Origin of the sequence: Erwinia sp. JH02 (assembly GCF_013074405.1) — a bacterium.
Classification (GTDB): Bacteria; Pseudomonadota; Gammaproteobacteria; order Enterobacterales; family Enterobacteriaceae; genus Erwinia; species Erwinia rhapontici.
This window is the reverse complement of record NZ_JABANZ010000003.1, coordinates 272,569-287,966: the sequence shown is the minus strand read 5'-3', so window position 1 is coordinate 287,966 and position 15,398 is coordinate 272,569. Positions and strand designations below refer to the sequence as shown.

Below are 15,398 nucleotides of genomic sequence, written 5' to 3'. Positions count from 1 at the left end.
AAAACTCGTTTTGCAGTTGCGCATACGTGGCTTTCCCTGAGCATATAACGGCGTTAATGCTGGCTGGAATATTGACAGTGGAGACTAACTTGCTTGGTGGTTCAGGCGTTTGAAGGCGCGGGAATTTCACCCGGCGGCGAGTGATAAAAAACTGAAGTTCAGTTCAAGAACCTTATCCTTTAGTTTGCGCAGCGTAGCTATCTCTTCAAAGTCGATTTTTTCAACGTCACGACTCACTTGCTGGCCTTCGTGCGTAATGACTGCTTTAACCGTCGACAGCAACTTGTCAGAGATATAACGCGATGTAGCAGCTGGTGCGGCAGCAAGAACAGACATACCAACGGTTGCCAGACCTGCGATACCCATCGAAACAACGTCGGCCGGCAGAGAGTTAAATTCACCTTGCCCCATGGCACGGTAGATTTCCTCTGAAAGCTCTTCTGCGTCCCAGGCTGACATCTCAGTAATCTGAAATTCTTTGCCTTTATCCCTACCATCCTCTGCAATGAATGTGATTATTTTTCTGCTCATTTTGCTGGGCTCGGTGTCACTGACTCAAAGTGGAATACAGCAGGCCGTGGCTGAAGTACACGCTTGCCCGGAGGAGTCTGCGTCCACGTGAACAGGACGCCATTTACAAAGTTATACTTCGTTTTTAGGGAGGGAATAATCAACGTTGCATTGCACGCAAACTTGCTGATAGCGGTGCGCTCCGCTGCGTACCACTTATCAATGAGCGTCCCGGCGTTAGATGTAGGCATGAGGTTGATAGTGAAATCCTGCGGGTTGAAGATGAAGCCAGCATGATACTTACCGTCTGCTGACATCATATCTTCAGCGTTCTGCAGCGCTCCGGCTTCAAACATGTCCTCTGCCGCATAGTCATCGACGTCAAACCCGCCAGGGTAAAACGATGGTACGACAATGCTTAGTTTGGAGTTGGCACTGGTAATGTCGATTGGCATCGTAAAATCCTTACAGAATGTTGGTTGAGGTCATGTTGATGCTTTGGATCAGCTGACCATCGACATAATAGAAAATAGCCCCATCGAGACTGCGCTCTGTTCGTGATGCGCCTGTCTGCTCAGGGATGAAGAAGTACCAGCCGTCTGTGTACAGTACGCTTGAAATATCTGAACCCACCGCATCATTCACGATGTTGATTTGAGCCTGATCCAAAGTCACGCCCGCACGAATGGCACCAAAATTTTTCGCAGTAGTGGCTACGTCAATCACTGCCGCTGAGATGGAGGCATACCCTGTTGGGTTGAACGCGTAAGAGGCATTGTTGGTGAACAGGTTTGCAAAGGCAGCGACCAGATTGGCATTAATCCATACCTGGCTAATGAAACTGTCCAGCCACAGGTATTTACCAGTGATCGCACCATCAGAGACGTACTGCTTCATCGTTTTGTTCTGACTGTATGCGCCATAGAAGTTATACCCGTTTGACTCCAGCGCGGCAGCGGCAGCGTTATCGCTAACATTCGGCGCAATTCCTGCAAAGGAACGAAACTTGTATGACACACGGCCATTAGTACGGCTGAAGTTCAGTGACGCGGAGTATGCCAGCGCCAGCACGGCATAAAGGTACGACCCATATACGGGAAACACATTCTCATAGCCGTTAGCGACAACGACACTCTGCTGGAATGTTGAGGCATTGTCTGCAACTGTCGCCGCTTCTGAATCGTCGTTATACACGTACCCATAACGGTTATCTGAAGCGCTCACCCAGGCACACAACTCTTCTTTCTGTTCATCGTCAAAATCGACAAGCGAAGCAGTAAGAACCCAATCCTGATTCTGATTAACAATGCCTTCCATCGTGTCGGTGATGCTTGTTGCGGCTGCGCCTGGTGATGTGGTGGCAGCCGTGGCCGCAGTAAGCTTGAGCGCCGTTGAAGCTGCACCTGGAACTGCGACTGAAACTTCGCTTGCTGCTCCTGTTGTAGCGGAACGAATGATGAAGCGGCTTTGCACCGGGAGCCAGTCAACTGTCACTCCACTGCCAAATGCTGCTGCAATGGCTGTTGCAGCATCAGTGAAGCTGGTCGCCGAAGCGAGATTAATGGATGTGCTGGTTTTTGATGCACCATCCAGGGTCAGGGTAATAGTTCCTGTAACTCCCAGTAGCGCTGAAATCTTCACCCCCTTGAAACTTCCTGAGAGTAACCACCCTTCTACCGCATATTCAGAAAGGCGCCCAAACAGGATGCCGCCTGGGCGCACGGTGGAATTGTCGTACCCGGACATATAAAGAGATGCCGCCAGATACTCTCGGCTTGTTGTTCCAAGCGCCAGACCGACATCCGATGCACTGGTGAACCCTGAAACCTTACCAACTGGCAGCAGCTCATTGTCGGAAAGCAGCAGCCCGTATACATCTAATGCTGTGCCTGCTGCATTTACTGTAGATGGCGTGATATTAAAATCGCGCCGTAATGGAATTTTGCTCATGTGGTCGCCTTATCAGCATTATTAACTGTGAATTTAGCCTGGTCGTAGTAGTCCTGTGGGGCATCTATAGTGATATGAACCTGAAGCGATACTGTGAGCATGTAACGCTCCTGCCACTGGTTTTCGGCGTTGATCATCGGTGCCTGAATTGCCTCAGTGCTGTAAAGCGGAGCAACGCGGGTATCTAACGCTTTGATGGCGTCATAGGCATATCCAGTGCGGAACAGAGTCTCCAGAGCGATAGCGCGGTCACCGGCATTGTCGCCGTAGATATCGATCTGAATATCGGCCTGCCTTACCTCGGTGAAGCCGATGGCACTCGTTGACTGACTGCCCGTGTCTTTGTTGATTTCACGACTAGTTGAAAGTCGTTTAAAACGCAATGGCGTCAGGATACAAAAAGCCCCCTTATCCATAGGCACCCGGTTAGCCTGAGCCTGTTCGCACGTTCCGATAAATGGCTCTGCAAAGTTAGCCAAGACATCAATCACGTTATCAACTGTCATGTCATTCATGGCGTCACCTGCAACTGAACCAACAACCGACACCAATCAGGCCAAAGTTCTAACGGTTCGATCACCAGCCATGTTTCGCTACCGATAACGAACAGGTCTCCACCAATGACCCTCTCGCGATTAGCCCCGTAAAAGTTGCCATCGACATGAATTGACTTAAGTAATCCTTGCAAATTCATGCCATCAACGTGTTTAAGGTCTTGTCCAGAAAGTGGCTGCAATTGAATGGTAATTGACTGGTCTGGTAAGTACTTCGGAACTTGTTTACGACCTGCGCCGACTTCAAACCCATCAGATACACGAACCGTTGCTGAAATAAATGGATTGATTTGACCAATGGCAGATTTAACTATCCGATGTAGGTTCAATGTTTCCCACCTCGTAATTGACGTCGCCGATCATGACCTTGGTATCAACCAGTGGCTTGGTGGATTGATTCCCGCGTTCCTTTCGTAACTCGATAGTCAGTGGCGCAAGCGCTGGCTCCATCAGTGTTGCAATGGACTCTTGTACGTCACCTTTAATCTGAGCCCCAACTACCTCCAGAACTTGAGATGTATCAATGCCAGCCCTAATTCCTCGCCCAACAGTTGCCGCCCATTCAACAGACTTCTCACTGATAGCATTTCGGAAGAATGGACGAGGAGACCTGTTTTTGCGCGGGTCTCCCCATTCATTATCTGCCGCTACCTGAGCAACACTTTCTCCGCCCGGATAAGTAGCACCGTCAACAAATCCAACCTTGACCTGTTTGGATTCGAGCGTCTTACCAACCTGCTCAAGGAAATTTAAAATCTTTCCAGCCATTTTTCAGCACCCCGGATAGTAGTTAGCCATGCGATATACTTTCGTCGCCTGCCAGAACTCCATGCCGTATTGGCTCTGCGTGTACCACATGTAGCGAAACTCAACCTGACCAGCATCAGAGGAAACGGAGACGCTTCCTTCTGACGCTGATGAGATGCGCCCCACCATTCCTGTGCCGCCATTACCGTTCGCATCTCCATATCGCACGGACGCCAAATGAGCCATAAGCAAATAGAGCAAACGCTCACGCTTTATGACGTCATCTACGAGGGAGAAATCAGAGTTGTTCAGGTAGTCGGTGGCTTGGTCAAACAGGAATGGCAGGGTTTCGTCAGTTACATTGGAAAACTCAGGGAACATGGCGCGGAACTTGGGGATATCCAGAACCACGATCGCCATGGGTTATTCCTCTTTGTCTTCCTTCACATCAGCAGTTTCTTTCGATGCCTGCTCAAGGCCGGTTTTGACACTGGTGCGCTCCAGCGTTGCATCCGCCAGGGACTTTTCATCAGAAACAGCGAACACGATGCCGTTTTTAATGAACTTCGAATCTTTATGATTCTTCTCGAAGGTTTCCCAAGCATCAGCAGGGACGTCTTTTGTCATGCCGAAGCCGTTAACCAGAGCGGACGAGTTAGCGCCCGCCAGCGTGATGACCAGATCGCCATGTCGGAATGACAAGCCGTTTGGCAACTTACAGCCGATTACGTACGTTGAAGATTTAGCCATTGCTTACACTCCCAGCATCTGAGCAAACAGGGTTGGCATCGTAACGACTGCGCCGTAAGTGGTGCCAGAGTGCTTCTGCTTCCAGCTTGATGTCATAGTGATAACCGGATGAGCACGCAGCTTTTCGCTATATGCGCAATAACCGGCATTCTGACCCTGAGCAGTTTCTACGAACATCTGAACCAACTCGCCAGCATCAGTGCTGTACTGAGGAGCGACTTCGATTCGAATGTTAGTGAACGTGTCTTTCACCATCTTCTCTACGGTGTTACCAAACACTTCGTTAGCGCGTTTGAAGTAAACGGAACTGGTTGGGCTCATCGCCAGAACCAGAGGAGAAGCCATATCTACGCCGTCACCCACCGCGCCGTTGTTACGCTCTACCAAATCGGCATACAGAGCCAGAACGTCGTTATAAATATCGACGACCTGCTTTGTAGGCCATGTAGTTGCGCCGCCGACAGTGGCCGGCGTGATTGGAGTTGGCAGGTCTGGGTCATTCAGGATGCCGTAATTCAGCAGGCCGGACACGCCGTAGAAGTAGAACTTGTTCTGCGCCTGATTGAGAGTCCACGCAGCAGCGCGTTGTTTCTCTGCGACGTATGGCAGCATTGCCAGACCATAACGCTCTTGTTCCAGCTCGCCATAAGTGACCATTGTCTGGTAGCGATATACCTGACGGTTTTCCCAATGGGAGGTCACTTGGTTAGCGCCTTGTTCGCTATAGTCGTCATACGCAACGACATCACCGGACTGCTCAATGCGCTGGATCATCATTGTGTCCTGAGCCCACGAGCCTTTTTTCTTCTCACCCAGAATATCTACTGCTTTCTGTTTGGCGAAGATGGTGCGCACGATTTCAGGGTCAACGAAGGTAGATACGATTGCCGGGATACCGCCGTTAGCTGGCAGTGATGGTTGCACATCGGCGTCCATTGCAAACTTGGTGACAGAAGGTGGCAAGAAAATGCCGCGCGATTCAGCTTCCGCTTTAAAGGCTGCGAAATCAGCCTGAGTCAGTTGAGGCATTATGCTTTGCTCCATGTAGAGATAATCAGTAAATCACCGATAGCAGCAGGACTTGCCACATACCAGTCAGTTTCAACTGCGCTGGAAATAGTCGCACCTGCAGCACCTGTTGCCAGCAGCCCTGTCGCCAGAACGGCAAACACTTTCTGACCCACTGTCGCCACGGTGGTTGAAATAGCCCAGAAATCACCACCAACTACCGGAGATGCTTCTCGTCCTGCTGGGATGGTCATGCTATTACCCTGCAGATAACCGATGGTGGCGTTCGCGTTGTTGTAGATGAAGCCAACAGGCTTGCCAGTACCGGTGTTATCCAGTCGCAGAGGGTTGGTAGAGTTACGCCATGCGAACCGAGCCATAATCAGGCCGCTTGTACCAGCCTGGAATGCGCCGGGGCCACCTGCTGCTGCAATGATTGGGCTGTTTGATGCAGGCTGACCAGCCTGACCGACGCCGGAATAAACGTTTACGCTCTTTTGGAATGACATATTATTTACCCTCGAAGAAGTCTTTCACGGCTGTGCGCGAGGTGTGATTGATAGGCGCGGAGTCGTTAGCCATCGCCGGGCGAGAATAAGCTTTGAATACTGACTGGAGCGCTGCCGATGGCAGAGTCTGGTGATCTGCACAACCTAAGTGTTTCAGGGCTGCACGATAGACTTCGTCGGCACTGTCACACGCCAAGTCACCTACAACTGGACGCACATCCCGCTCCGCTTGACGAAGCGCCACATGCTCTTCTCGAAGCTCTTTGCGCATTGCATCCATTGCTAAGCGGCTGTCGTTAGCCATCTTTTCTTTCTTGTCCTTGTCGCCTTCTTCGTCTTCGGCCTTTTTTTCTTTCTTGTCCTTGCCGTCGTCATCTTCATCATCAGCGCGGCGATCACGTTCACGGTCTTTGCGCTCACGCTCTTCGCGCTCTTTGACTTCTCTCTCTTCACGCTTCAGGCGTTCAGCTTCAGACTCGTTATCACGCTCGGCTTGTGTGGCGTCGTCTTTGATAACTTCATCAACTTTCTTTTCGATATCTTCAGGCTTCTCATCGTTTGCCAAATAAGGCTTGATGACCGCCATCAACTTTTCTTTCAGTGTCATTAGGATGTTTCCTGTTGGTTTGGAGTCATAAACAAACACGTCGGGGCCAGCCCGACCACTTGGCACGATTGCCACGTGATTACAAACGATGTCGCGCATAACTCCATCGTATGCCTCTCCCTCGTACTCGCCCGGCGTCATGTCGAGTCTGTAGCGGTAAGAGGATGAAATTTCTTTCTGGCGCTCAGTCTCTACGCCCATGATTGAATCAAGGTCGTGAATACCCAGCGAGTTGTAGAGGTATGGAAATTCGAACTTGGCGTCGGTGCCAGTTGAGCCAACAATCGCGTCCTTTGGTGGGCTAACCACCGAGAACGGCAGGTGCTGGTTTAATAGCGGCTTGTTATTGAAAGTTGGCGCGGCCTTTTTTAACTCTTCAGGGTCTCTGAAAAGTCGATATGCCTTATTAGGGTCAAGACCGAGCTTTTCGGAATCAGGGATTTCTTTGCCGTAGTAGATGCAGACATTCGCCTTGCTAATCGGCGTCTGCGCAACATGCATCATCCCGTCAGCGTCGTATCTGCGAACGCTCGCCTTATCAAAGGCAAACTTCACGTCTTTCATGTTTTTACCTTTCTTCAGGCAATAAAAAAGGCCGCCTTAGCGACCTGTTGTTTTGTTTTATTCAGAACGGCAATACCGGCTTCCATACGCAACCGCAGTTAGGTAGCTGCCCCGGCATGATGTACTCTCCATCAATCAAGCAACCCTCGGATAGCTTGAAGCGCCTGCGCTCTTTGCCAGCCTTCACGTGACTCTTGCGCGGTGCGTGTCCACCGCCGCTATGCACCCACTCACCCTCAACTATTCCTGCTGCTTGCTGCCTTGCAGATGAGAGCGCGCTGGTAGCTTTGCGTGTTTGGTCGCGAGCAATAAACTCAGCCCTGCGCCTCGTAATGCCGTGACGCTTACCGAAGCTTGCTTCTATCTCATCGGCAAGGGCCTTGCGGTCACCGCCTCGTGCTACGGCGCGATAAACGGTGCCTTCAACCTCTGTGAAGTATTTCTCAGGGATTGATCGGATGAGTGACACGTTTTCAGCAATGATGGCATCGACTTTTTCAGTCATTGCCGGAGTCCATTGCATCTTGATAGTTAGGTTATCGGCTCTGGCTGATGCCAGAAGTCCGCGATCAACCGCAGATTCTGTTTTCTTAACCAAGTCATCGGATAGCGGGGTGGCCTTGTTAATGAACCTATCCACCCACTTACGTGCCAGTGCATCGACAGCCTGCTTAACGATTTGTACAGGGTTGGCGTCCATTGCCACCTCAGGAGCTTCGGCAAGTGGATTGTCACGAAGTATCCGCACAATCTCGCTCTTAACCTCGTCGTTCATCTCGCGAATCTCAGCAAGCAACTCCCGCTGATACCACTTGATGTTTCCGGCGTTGTAGTTAATAGCTTTCAGGCTCTTCGTTTTCTTCCGGCTCATAGTCACCATCCAGCGTTTCGAAACCGGCGTTATCGATGCCTTTCAGTGCGGCACGGGCTTCTTCGGAGTTAACCAATTGACTGTCAGATGCAGTCGCAACCGTTCTAACTCGAATCTCGGCTATCTCAGCGCGCTCTTTCTCACTGATTTCATCCAGCGGGCGGAACTCGAAGTAGATGTCATCGTTAATCTCGCCGAACTCAGAGAGCTGAATCAGCTTGAAGATGTTCTCCAGAGGCTTGCGCATCTCACCGTCTTGATAGCCTGATACTGTTTCGTGCCACGTTGCTAGCTCGGAGTCACCGGAAGCATTAAGGCCCGCAGGAGCGTTACCCAGAAGCTTAAGGTTGGTGATTCGAGCAGGCATACATAGCTGGTCTTGGTAGTTTGACAGGAGGCTTGACAGCTCACTCAGCGAAGTCTGCATGTGAGTAAGCTCTTCTTCTTTGTCGTATGCCCATATACCGAAGTTGTCTTGGTACTGGGTGAAGAGCCTGATGCGTTTATCGAACTCCCCTGGTTCCGCAAGCCGAGCATCCATGTCAGTTTTAAGGCCACGCATTCTCAGCGTTCGCAGAAGCTTAATCACGTTCTTCTTGGCATCTCGCCAGTCAGTGACGTAATCCTCCATCAACTGCGTTAGCGATAGCCCCCCGAAGTTGTACGAAGGCTTCAGAATGTCTGGCACCGGTCGGCTGACGATATCCATGAATCTGGACTCGTGAACGGTGTCGCCCATTACAAACCAAGCTTGAGGCTTGTAGAAACCCTCCTGTAGAGGCCAGCGAGTGTTGTACATCGCAGGATAAACCCACGTCGGGTCAACCACTCTCAGCCCCTTGAGCGAGCCCTCAGGTATCTTTCTCGGGTCGAGGAAGAGCGGCTTACTTAGCTCTTCACCGATAGCACCTGTGTCGATGTAGATGTGAGCAACCCCGAACATGGAGTCTTGGCGCACAGCTTCGTGCATCAAACGCTTCACATCGTACTTCTCTAGGGCCCGCTCCATCAGATTGATATCTGGGTCGTGATCTCCTTCCTTGCGGCTCTTAACCTCAATCCAGTTACGCGTCATTTCATCAGCGAACACGTTGTGCATGTTCGAGTATTCGACCTGCTGAGACATCGCCGCCAGTGCTGGGTATCCGCGAAAACCTGAATACTCTGTTCCCGCATACATGGCGTTAATCACCTCGTAAGGGGTGGCGTCCATGGCGAAGGTGGCTTTCTCTCTCCCTTGCGGGATGACTCCGGGCAATGGCTGGTATGTCTCGAACTGCGCCATCGGTGCTGCGTCATTTGCGACGGATGCCCTCTGAAGGTGCGCTTCGGTAATCTTTGCTGGCTCCCGTCGAGGTGCTTGAGATGCCTGTTTACGTCTGGTCATTGAAGTATCTCGTCAGGGATTTGGAATGGCTTGTGCGCAGGAGCGAAGGCCATGATTAGCGAGTCAGCCATGTTTGGTGACGGTATGCCGCGCTTCTTCATGTCTTTCTTGCTCTCTACTTTCACGCGACCGTTGTTGTCGTAGTCAACCCATGGGCGTGACAACTCAGCCTTGAGGTATTCAAGTTGTTTGATGTCAGAGCTGAGGCTGATTAACTGGTCGTCGGAGAACTGCTTGATGAACTCTTTGTCATCGGGATTGGATTCGAGGTGCTTTATGCAGCGCCACGTATTGAAGAACCTGTCACGCACTCCCCACCATGCTTGGGCCTTGATGTTTGAGAACATGTCTTTATTGGTCTTCCCGTCGGCATATTTAGCGTCTGGCTTGAATACTGCGGCACCGGCATTGAAGCCACTTGATGGAATCTTGCACACGCGCTTCAGATGAGCTTTGACGCCCGCGCCAACACCAATGGAGTCGTAAACTATCTCTCCGGCACTAATGCTCTCTGCGTAGTTCTTAACGCGGTCGGAGGAGGTGATCACATCACCCTTATTCCACTGCTGGCAATCCAGAACGATTGAACCATGGGCCAGTGTGGTTGCGTTGCTATCCTCTCCTTCGTCTGCCACGTCGAACCCAACACGCTTACGCCCTGATGCTGCAAAGCCAATTCTCAGGTGCGCATCGATAGCAGCAGCAATCCACGACGGCTTGATGATTGCCATGTCACTGTCAGCAACTGGCTCACCCTCCCAGATATGCAGGTAGAGGTCGTAATCACGCTCTTTGCACTCAGCCATTTGCGCGGGTAAAGGTGACTCATGGAAAAAGGGGTTGTTGTTGTAGTTCGCCTTTAGCACAACTGCGCCAGCAGGTGGTTTAACGATAAATCTCTGATACGTGTCATCGAGAATGTTCTTGGGGTTAAAGCTCACCCAAATCTCTGAGTGCTTATCGCCACGAATGGACGGGATGAGAACATCCCATGAATCCTTGGTTACCGCCTCAGCCTCCTCTACCCAGCAAATACCAACGCCCTGTATGGATTTAATTTTTGTGACGTTGTTCTTTATGCCAGAAAATACAAAGCTAGCCCCTGTTGCCAGGTGAATGATTGTGTTTTTCTGAATTTCGAATTCTGAGGAGTAACCTAGGCGGTCGATAGTCTCACACAGTAATTTATGAACTGAGTCGCTGATAGAGCCCTGAAATTCGCGTGTGCATAAAATTACCGTGTTAATGCGTCGTGAAACTTCTACTGCTAATTCTGCAAAGAAATATGACTTACCACTTCCACGTCCGCCGTAAGCTATTTTGTATGGCGCGCTCTCGGCGAATGGCCTGAAATGTGGATTAGCCATCGAAAATGTCCTTGATAGATTTATGCTCGACTTTAATTCCACCGTGCAGCTCGACAATAACTTTATCCAAACCAGTCAACTTTGCTTTGCCCATTGTGGCTGCCACGGCTGCTGATGATTGTGGCGTCTCTGCTGTTAATGCAGACTGGCGAGCTTCTTCTAATTCTTTAATCAGAGAGTCAACAGTTACGTTGTGGCGTTGCTTAATCTCACCCTGCAATTCGGCAATCCTTGCCGCAATCTTGCCGTTGTCGAGCTGTTCTTTGGCTTTCCGGTTAATGGTTTCAGGCTTCATCTTGTCAGCAGCATACGCCGTCCGATATGCCTCAGAAGCATTACCCGTTTCGATGTATGCCTGACAGAAGGTTTCTTGTTTCTGAGTCAGGCTTGCCATTGTTATTTCTCGTCTGCATAAATTGGAGTGATGTTAAAACCCGCGATGCCCGATGTGTTCAGTGCTTTTAGTTGAACTCCCGATTTATCTCTGAGAATGAGAAACCCATTGTTGAACTCTGGCTCTGGGACTCTCTGATAACCCTTAATGCCTTCGCCTCCATTACAAACTATGTTTTGGGTAAAGACATCAACTAGCCAACAACCGATTACTTTTCTCATTTTCAGCACACTCCACTTTTCTCTCCCGAAGGATTTCTGATCCAACGAGATATTGCTCTGCATTACATCAACCCAGCGGTACGTGCTTTTGCTAGGAGTGCGTTAAAGTCTGCCAGTATGCCGGCAACGTCGGTAGCCGTTGAGTCTGCCTGAGCTGCCATTTTCTTTACGCCACCATTTACTGATGTAGTTGCTGCTGGCAATGTGTATGGAGTTCCTGCACCGATAGCCGCTCGTGCAGCTGCGGCATCTGCCGCAGTCAATACTGATTTCCCCACCGTGGTGGCATCAGTGATTTGGCTTGAGGTTATATCACCACCTCCACTAACATCCGCCAAAGTGGCTACCACTACCGCCTTTCCTGATTGTCCAATTACTCGTTCTGTCATGTAGTGATCCTCATTGGTGGATAAGTCATTATCTAGCCTACTCGCAAATGGGCCTCGTAATGCTCACCGAAAGCCGTTGTGAAAGTGGCTCTCAAATGTGTTCTTGAATCACATTAAGCAGCCTTACCTTCCATCAGTGAAACCATGTCCGGGTCCATTTGTTCCAGCAGGTTCTCGCGAGTGCCGTTAAGCATTCTCTTACGCCCACCCACTCCCCATTGGTTCATCTTGCGGGCGCAGGCGCTAACCTCTTTAGTCTCATTGGCGATCAAAAGGTCGAGTCGGTTAAGGCGAGTCATATTGCCAATGCCATTAAGCACGGCTTCACGGAAAGTGTTGTAGACACGAATTTCGAACTTTGGACTTAGCCAGGCGGCATAGCGAATGGCAATCAACTCCAGACCCCAAACACCGGATTGCAGGCCGCCTTTGACTGCCTTTACCGAAGCTACATTTGTAGCTTCGCTCAATTCCGCTGCAAACCGCTTAATCTGCGCGCTCTTAATGAAGTTGCCGGGGCGCTGGGACTCAGTCGCCTCTCCTTTAAGTACTGCGGCAGCATGAAGGTCATTGAGGCTGTATCTACCATCACTGTCCACCCTGACAGATACGCCGTTTACGATCACTGTTGGATGTGTCATTGCGTTTTACCTTACTTTGAGATGAACCTTTGCCGCACAGGAAATCAGCCAACCGAAGGCTCGCCAGCACTAGACTGACTTCCTCAAAGGCTCATTTCAAAGGGATAGGATTCGGTTTGGTGAGAAGCGCATTGCGGTGCGCGGAGGTTTTACTGCGGGTATAAAAAAGCCCGACCGAAGTCAGGCTCTGTTTTCGTCAATCTTGCTTATTGCTCTCAGCTTGCCGTTGCACTCGTCGAGTGAGTCGAGCAATTGGAAGTTAAGCAGCACGCTGTCGCCGTATGTCATGCCCTTGGGGATGTCAGGTATAGGGCATTCACTTAGCAGGCTGGCTGGTATTGGAAGGTGAGGCGTCGGCACCGTTGCGTACTGAATCTGCTTGCTGGCGCAGCCGCTCAACAACATCATCAGGCACAAGGACAACGCTGGGCTTACTGTCACGAAGCGCTTGTTTGACTTCATTCTGCAACCCCTGCTGTTTCATCTCTGCTGCGGCGCGGCGTTTTGTTTCCGCTGCGACAATCTGGTTTTGTTCACCTACCCGGTCAGCCAGATTCTTAATCGTGGCGGACAGGTCGTTATTCTTACTGAGCAGCTCTGTTGTCAGCTCTCTCAACTTCTCATTGCGGTTGGTCAGGTTCTGATTGTCATAACCCAGCTTTGCAATAAAACCGATGATAATAACGGTGAAGATAACCGGAATGAGGATTTTCAGTGCGTTCAGGCTTGGCATAGAACACTCTCCGCAATCTTTGTTCTGGCTTTGCGATCATCGAGCCCGTTAGTTCCGCCATTGATACGCTTTGTCAGCCCAACTACATCACCTGCGTCAGCGAACTGATTGCAGTTATTGGCTTTCCAGAACCATCCGGCAGAACGGGCCGCATTGGAATCGGTCAGCAGTAATTCAGGATGATTCACCAGGTCGATACCAAGTGCCTTTCCGCATGCTGCATAGTTATCGCGGAACGTGACCTGCTTCAGTCCACGCCCACGATATTTCCAGCCATCACCGCTCAGGTTGTTGCCGTATCGGCCACCGTAGACCAGGTTGGCGATAGCCATCTGCCGTTCAGGTGATAACGCAAGTTCGCCAGGCTTACGTCCTAACTGCTCGCGCTGTGCCGCTGTCAATCTGGCACCGAAGATAGCCAGGCCTGCAACTGAGTAATTGAAGCTCTCACTGATGCCAGTGAAGCCACCGGACTCTGTGCCGTCCTGTGCAATAAAGTGAGCTTGACGCTTCGGTGTGTCGATGCCGAATTCCTTCATTGCGTCCGTAACTGGATCGAACCATTTATCAGCCAGAGACTGAGTAATATTCGCAGCGCGTCTGAACTGGTCTTTAGTCATTACCTGATACTCCGATATCGCCAGAGGCTTTCTGAAGAAAGCGTTTTTCCAGCGCCTTAATGAGCGATGAGCCTGACCAGCCAGCCATCCCGCAAATAGCACCAGTTACTTCCTGCGGCCACTTCCAGTACGTGGCAAGCAGCATCATCAGGAACCCGGCGAATATTGATACAATTAATTGAAGGCACAGAGTGCGCCAACTGAAGGAATCACCACTCAGCACCTTATATGCATATGAAGCAACCGCGCCGAGAAAGGTCATGCCCAGCGCAATCAGCGTGGCAATAAAGCCCGGATCGGTTTTGTAAGGCATACGTTTCATTTCCACCCCCGCATAGGGGACTTGTCCAAATAGGAATTGTCTAAAAGATATACTGAACAAGTCCGGGTAAACTTCATCTTGTCGATAGAAGAAGCTCCGCCTTGTGCCGGGGTAGTCACCGAATAATCCGCCAATGTGCGGATTTTTTTGTTTAAAGTGCGCCGCATCGAGCGTCAGGTATATGTGATGTTGTTTCGATGGGCGCAAATGCAAAAGGCCGCTCTATGGCGACCTTTGGAGTTTGGATGCAAAAAAGCCCCGGCGATTAACCGGGGCTTTCTTCTAGTCACCGTAACATCTTCACGGATTTCTAGTGTTAGAAGACTATATCCGCAGTTTCGGGAAAAGTAAATAGCTCACGATAAATTAATGAGCTATTTCTTATTGCACTATGCAGTTACTTTTCTTAATGCGCTATTCGCCCATGACTCCTCTATCTCCAGCTTTACGATAAGGCTGTCATAAAACGGCTTAACGGACTTCTTCCAGGTGTCGAGGGATAAAATATCCGTCACTTCGCATACTGCTCGGTGAGCCTCAGTTGAAGGGATTCGCTCGAACCCCCTATTGCCGCAGCGCTTGCAATCAGCAATCACCGGCACACCCTGCTCTTCGGTTAGTTTGCGGTTAACTGCCTTTCCCCGGCCATTGCAATCACTGCACGCCGCAGACACCACGCCCTTCCCTTTGCAGGCGCCACACCGTACACGCACTTGCTCTCTGACCTCTCGGCGGCTTGGCCTACTGAAGAGCGACTTCATCGTCACCACTTCTGCATCAATGAACCCTGTCGCCTGGCAGCATTCGCACGGCTTCTTACTGGCCGCACTCCGGCAATAATCCATGTACGCATAACTTGCGAGTATTTGCATAACCGCTGGTTTAATATCAGCGTCGAGTTTGCGTAAGGCTGCAACCTTATCGCAGGTTTTCAATGCATGTTCAGTTAACAGGGCTACGGCGCGTCGGGCGTCGTACTCGCTTACCCCTACCCTTCCCATAAAAGCGCTAAACCCCATCGGTGCGAGTGACTGCACCATGCCCATTGCTGCCATCTGGTCAGTGCCAGTGAGTGCATCTGATGCGGTGGCACGTGGAGAGTCTGTGTATTGCGTTGACTTCGGGAAGTGGTACTTCACGGTTGATTCAAGGCTCATGCTGCTCTCCTGAGTATGTGGCTGGGGTTCTGCAAAATTCGGTAGTCGTACATGAACGATGATTTACTGCGGAACATTCGAAGTAATTGCCATCTTC

23 protein-coding genes are annotated in these 15,398 nt (G+C 50.6%); all 23 read right to left on the bottom strand.

Features of this window, described 5'->3' with window-relative positions; translation table 11 throughout:
• Positions 1 to 126: 126 nt before the first annotated feature.
• On the bottom strand, positions 127 to 531 hold the full coding sequence (locus HHI26_RS10475) for a hypothetical protein (RefSeq protein WP_171149066.1): 405 nt from the start codon (positions 529 to 531) through the stop codon (positions 127 to 129).
• The gene (locus tag HHI26_RS10470; RefSeq protein ID WP_171149065.1) at positions 528 to 965 is read right to left on the bottom strand and encodes a hypothetical protein; all 438 of its coding nucleotides are present in this window, start codon (positions 963 to 965) and stop codon (positions 528 to 530) included. Before HHI26_RS10470 ends, HHI26_RS10475 begins: the two co-directional genes overlap by 4 nt.
• Before the next feature lie 10 nt (positions 966 to 975).
• Positions 976 to 2,460, bottom strand: a complete 1,485-nt coding sequence (locus HHI26_RS10465) for a DUF3383 family protein (protein WP_171149064.1) — start codon at positions 2,458 to 2,460, stop codon at positions 976 to 978.
• On the bottom strand, positions 2,457 to 2,975 hold the full coding sequence (locus tag HHI26_RS10460) for a hypothetical protein (RefSeq protein ID WP_171149063.1): 519 nt from the start codon (positions 2,973 to 2,975) through the stop codon (positions 2,457 to 2,459). The genes HHI26_RS10465 and HHI26_RS10460 overlap by 4 nt, the downstream gene beginning before the upstream one ends.
• On the bottom strand, positions 2,972 to 3,343 hold the full coding sequence (locus tag HHI26_RS10455) for a hypothetical protein (RefSeq protein ID WP_171149062.1): 372 nt from the start codon (positions 3,341 to 3,343) through the stop codon (positions 2,972 to 2,974). The genes HHI26_RS10460 and HHI26_RS10455 overlap by 4 nt, the downstream gene beginning before the upstream one ends.
• Complete coding sequence (locus HHI26_RS10450) at positions 3,321 to 3,782, bottom strand: hypothetical protein (RefSeq protein WP_171149061.1); 462 nt, start codon at positions 3,780 to 3,782, stop codon at positions 3,321 to 3,323. The genes HHI26_RS10455 and HHI26_RS10450 overlap by 23 nt, the downstream gene beginning before the upstream one ends.
• Positions 3,783 to 3,785: 3 nt before the next feature.
• Positions 3,786 to 4,181, bottom strand: coding sequence for a DUF4054 domain-containing protein (locus HHI26_RS10445; protein ID WP_171149060.1), 396 nt, complete (start codon positions 4,179 to 4,181; stop codon positions 3,786 to 3,788).
• Between the two features lie 3 nt (positions 4,182 to 4,184).
• On the bottom strand, positions 4,185 to 4,511 hold the full coding sequence (locus HHI26_RS10440; protein ID WP_171149059.1) for a hypothetical protein: 327 nt from the start codon (positions 4,509 to 4,511) through the stop codon (positions 4,185 to 4,187).
• A gap of 3 nt (positions 4,512 to 4,514) precedes the next feature.
• Positions 4,515 to 5,540, bottom strand: a complete 1,026-nt coding sequence (locus tag HHI26_RS10435; protein ID WP_171149058.1) for a hypothetical protein — start codon at positions 5,538 to 5,540, stop codon at positions 4,515 to 4,517.
• The gene (locus tag HHI26_RS10430) at positions 5,540 to 6,028 is read right to left on the bottom strand and encodes a hypothetical protein (protein ID WP_171149057.1); all 489 of its coding nucleotides are present in this window, start codon (positions 6,026 to 6,028) and stop codon (positions 5,540 to 5,542) included. Before HHI26_RS10430 ends, HHI26_RS10435 begins: the two co-directional genes overlap by 1 nt.
• Before the next feature lies 1 nt (position 6,029).
• Positions 6,030 to 7,199, bottom strand: coding sequence for a DUF2213 domain-containing protein (locus tag HHI26_RS10425; RefSeq protein ID WP_171149056.1), 1,170 nt, complete (start codon positions 7,197 to 7,199; stop codon positions 6,030 to 6,032).
• A gap of 61 nt (positions 7,200 to 7,260) precedes the next feature.
• Positions 7,261 to 8,070, bottom strand: a complete 810-nt coding sequence (locus HHI26_RS10420; protein WP_241008260.1) for a phage minor head protein — start codon at positions 8,068 to 8,070, stop codon at positions 7,261 to 7,263.
• Positions 8,033 to 9,457 (bottom strand): DUF1073 domain-containing protein, encoded by a 1,425-nt coding sequence (locus HHI26_RS10415; RefSeq protein ID WP_171149055.1) that lies wholly within the window; start codon positions 9,455 to 9,457, stop codon positions 8,033 to 8,035. The genes HHI26_RS10420 and HHI26_RS10415 overlap by 38 nt, the downstream gene beginning before the upstream one ends.
• The gene (locus HHI26_RS10410; protein WP_171149054.1) at positions 9,454 to 10,824 is read right to left on the bottom strand and encodes a PBSX family phage terminase large subunit; all 1,371 of its coding nucleotides are present in this window, start codon (positions 10,822 to 10,824) and stop codon (positions 9,454 to 9,456) included. Before HHI26_RS10410 ends, HHI26_RS10415 begins: the two co-directional genes overlap by 4 nt.
• A complete protein-coding gene (locus tag HHI26_RS10405; protein WP_171149053.1) occupies positions 10,817 to 11,218 on the bottom strand; it encodes a terminase small subunit in 402 nt (133 codons plus the stop codon). The genes HHI26_RS10410 and HHI26_RS10405 overlap by 8 nt, the downstream gene beginning before the upstream one ends.
• A gap of 2 nt (positions 11,219 to 11,220) precedes the next feature.
• The gene (locus HHI26_RS10400) at positions 11,221 to 11,502 is read right to left on the bottom strand and encodes a hypothetical protein (RefSeq protein ID WP_171149052.1); all 282 of its coding nucleotides are present in this window, start codon (positions 11,500 to 11,502) and stop codon (positions 11,221 to 11,223) included.
• On the bottom strand, positions 11,502 to 11,828 hold the full coding sequence (locus HHI26_RS10395; protein WP_171149051.1) for a head fiber protein: 327 nt from the start codon (positions 11,826 to 11,828) through the stop codon (positions 11,502 to 11,504). Before HHI26_RS10395 ends, HHI26_RS10400 begins: the two co-directional genes overlap by 1 nt.
• A gap of 113 nt (positions 11,829 to 11,941) precedes the next feature.
• Positions 11,942 to 12,469: a KilA-N domain-containing protein gene (locus tag HHI26_RS10390; RefSeq protein ID WP_171149050.1), complete on the bottom strand. Its 528-nt coding sequence runs from the start codon at positions 12,467 to 12,469 to the stop codon at positions 11,942 to 11,944.
• A 316-nt stretch (positions 12,470 to 12,785) separates the two neighbouring features.
• Positions 12,786 to 13,202 (bottom strand): DUF2570 domain-containing protein, encoded by a 417-nt coding sequence (locus HHI26_RS10385; protein WP_171149049.1) that lies wholly within the window; start codon positions 13,200 to 13,202, stop codon positions 12,786 to 12,788.
• Positions 13,190 to 13,822, bottom strand: a complete 633-nt coding sequence (locus tag HHI26_RS10380; RefSeq protein WP_171149048.1) for a glycoside hydrolase family 19 protein — start codon at positions 13,820 to 13,822, stop codon at positions 13,190 to 13,192. Before HHI26_RS10380 ends, HHI26_RS10385 begins: the two co-directional genes overlap by 13 nt.
• The gene (locus tag HHI26_RS10375; protein ID WP_171149147.1) at positions 13,815 to 14,135 is read right to left on the bottom strand and encodes a phage holin family protein; all 321 of its coding nucleotides are present in this window, start codon (positions 14,133 to 14,135) and stop codon (positions 13,815 to 13,817) included. The genes HHI26_RS10380 and HHI26_RS10375 overlap by 8 nt, the downstream gene beginning before the upstream one ends.
• A 398-nt stretch (positions 14,136 to 14,533) precedes the next feature.
• A complete protein-coding gene (locus HHI26_RS10370) occupies positions 14,534 to 15,301 on the bottom strand; it encodes an antitermination protein (RefSeq protein ID WP_171149046.1) in 768 nt (255 codons plus the stop codon).
• The gene (locus HHI26_RS10365; protein ID WP_241008271.1) at positions 15,298 to 15,378 is read right to left on the bottom strand and encodes a hypothetical protein; all 81 of its coding nucleotides are present in this window, start codon (positions 15,376 to 15,378) and stop codon (positions 15,298 to 15,300) included. The genes HHI26_RS10370 and HHI26_RS10365 overlap by 4 nt, the downstream gene beginning before the upstream one ends.
• Between the last annotated feature and the right edge of the window lie 20 nt (positions 15,379 to 15,398).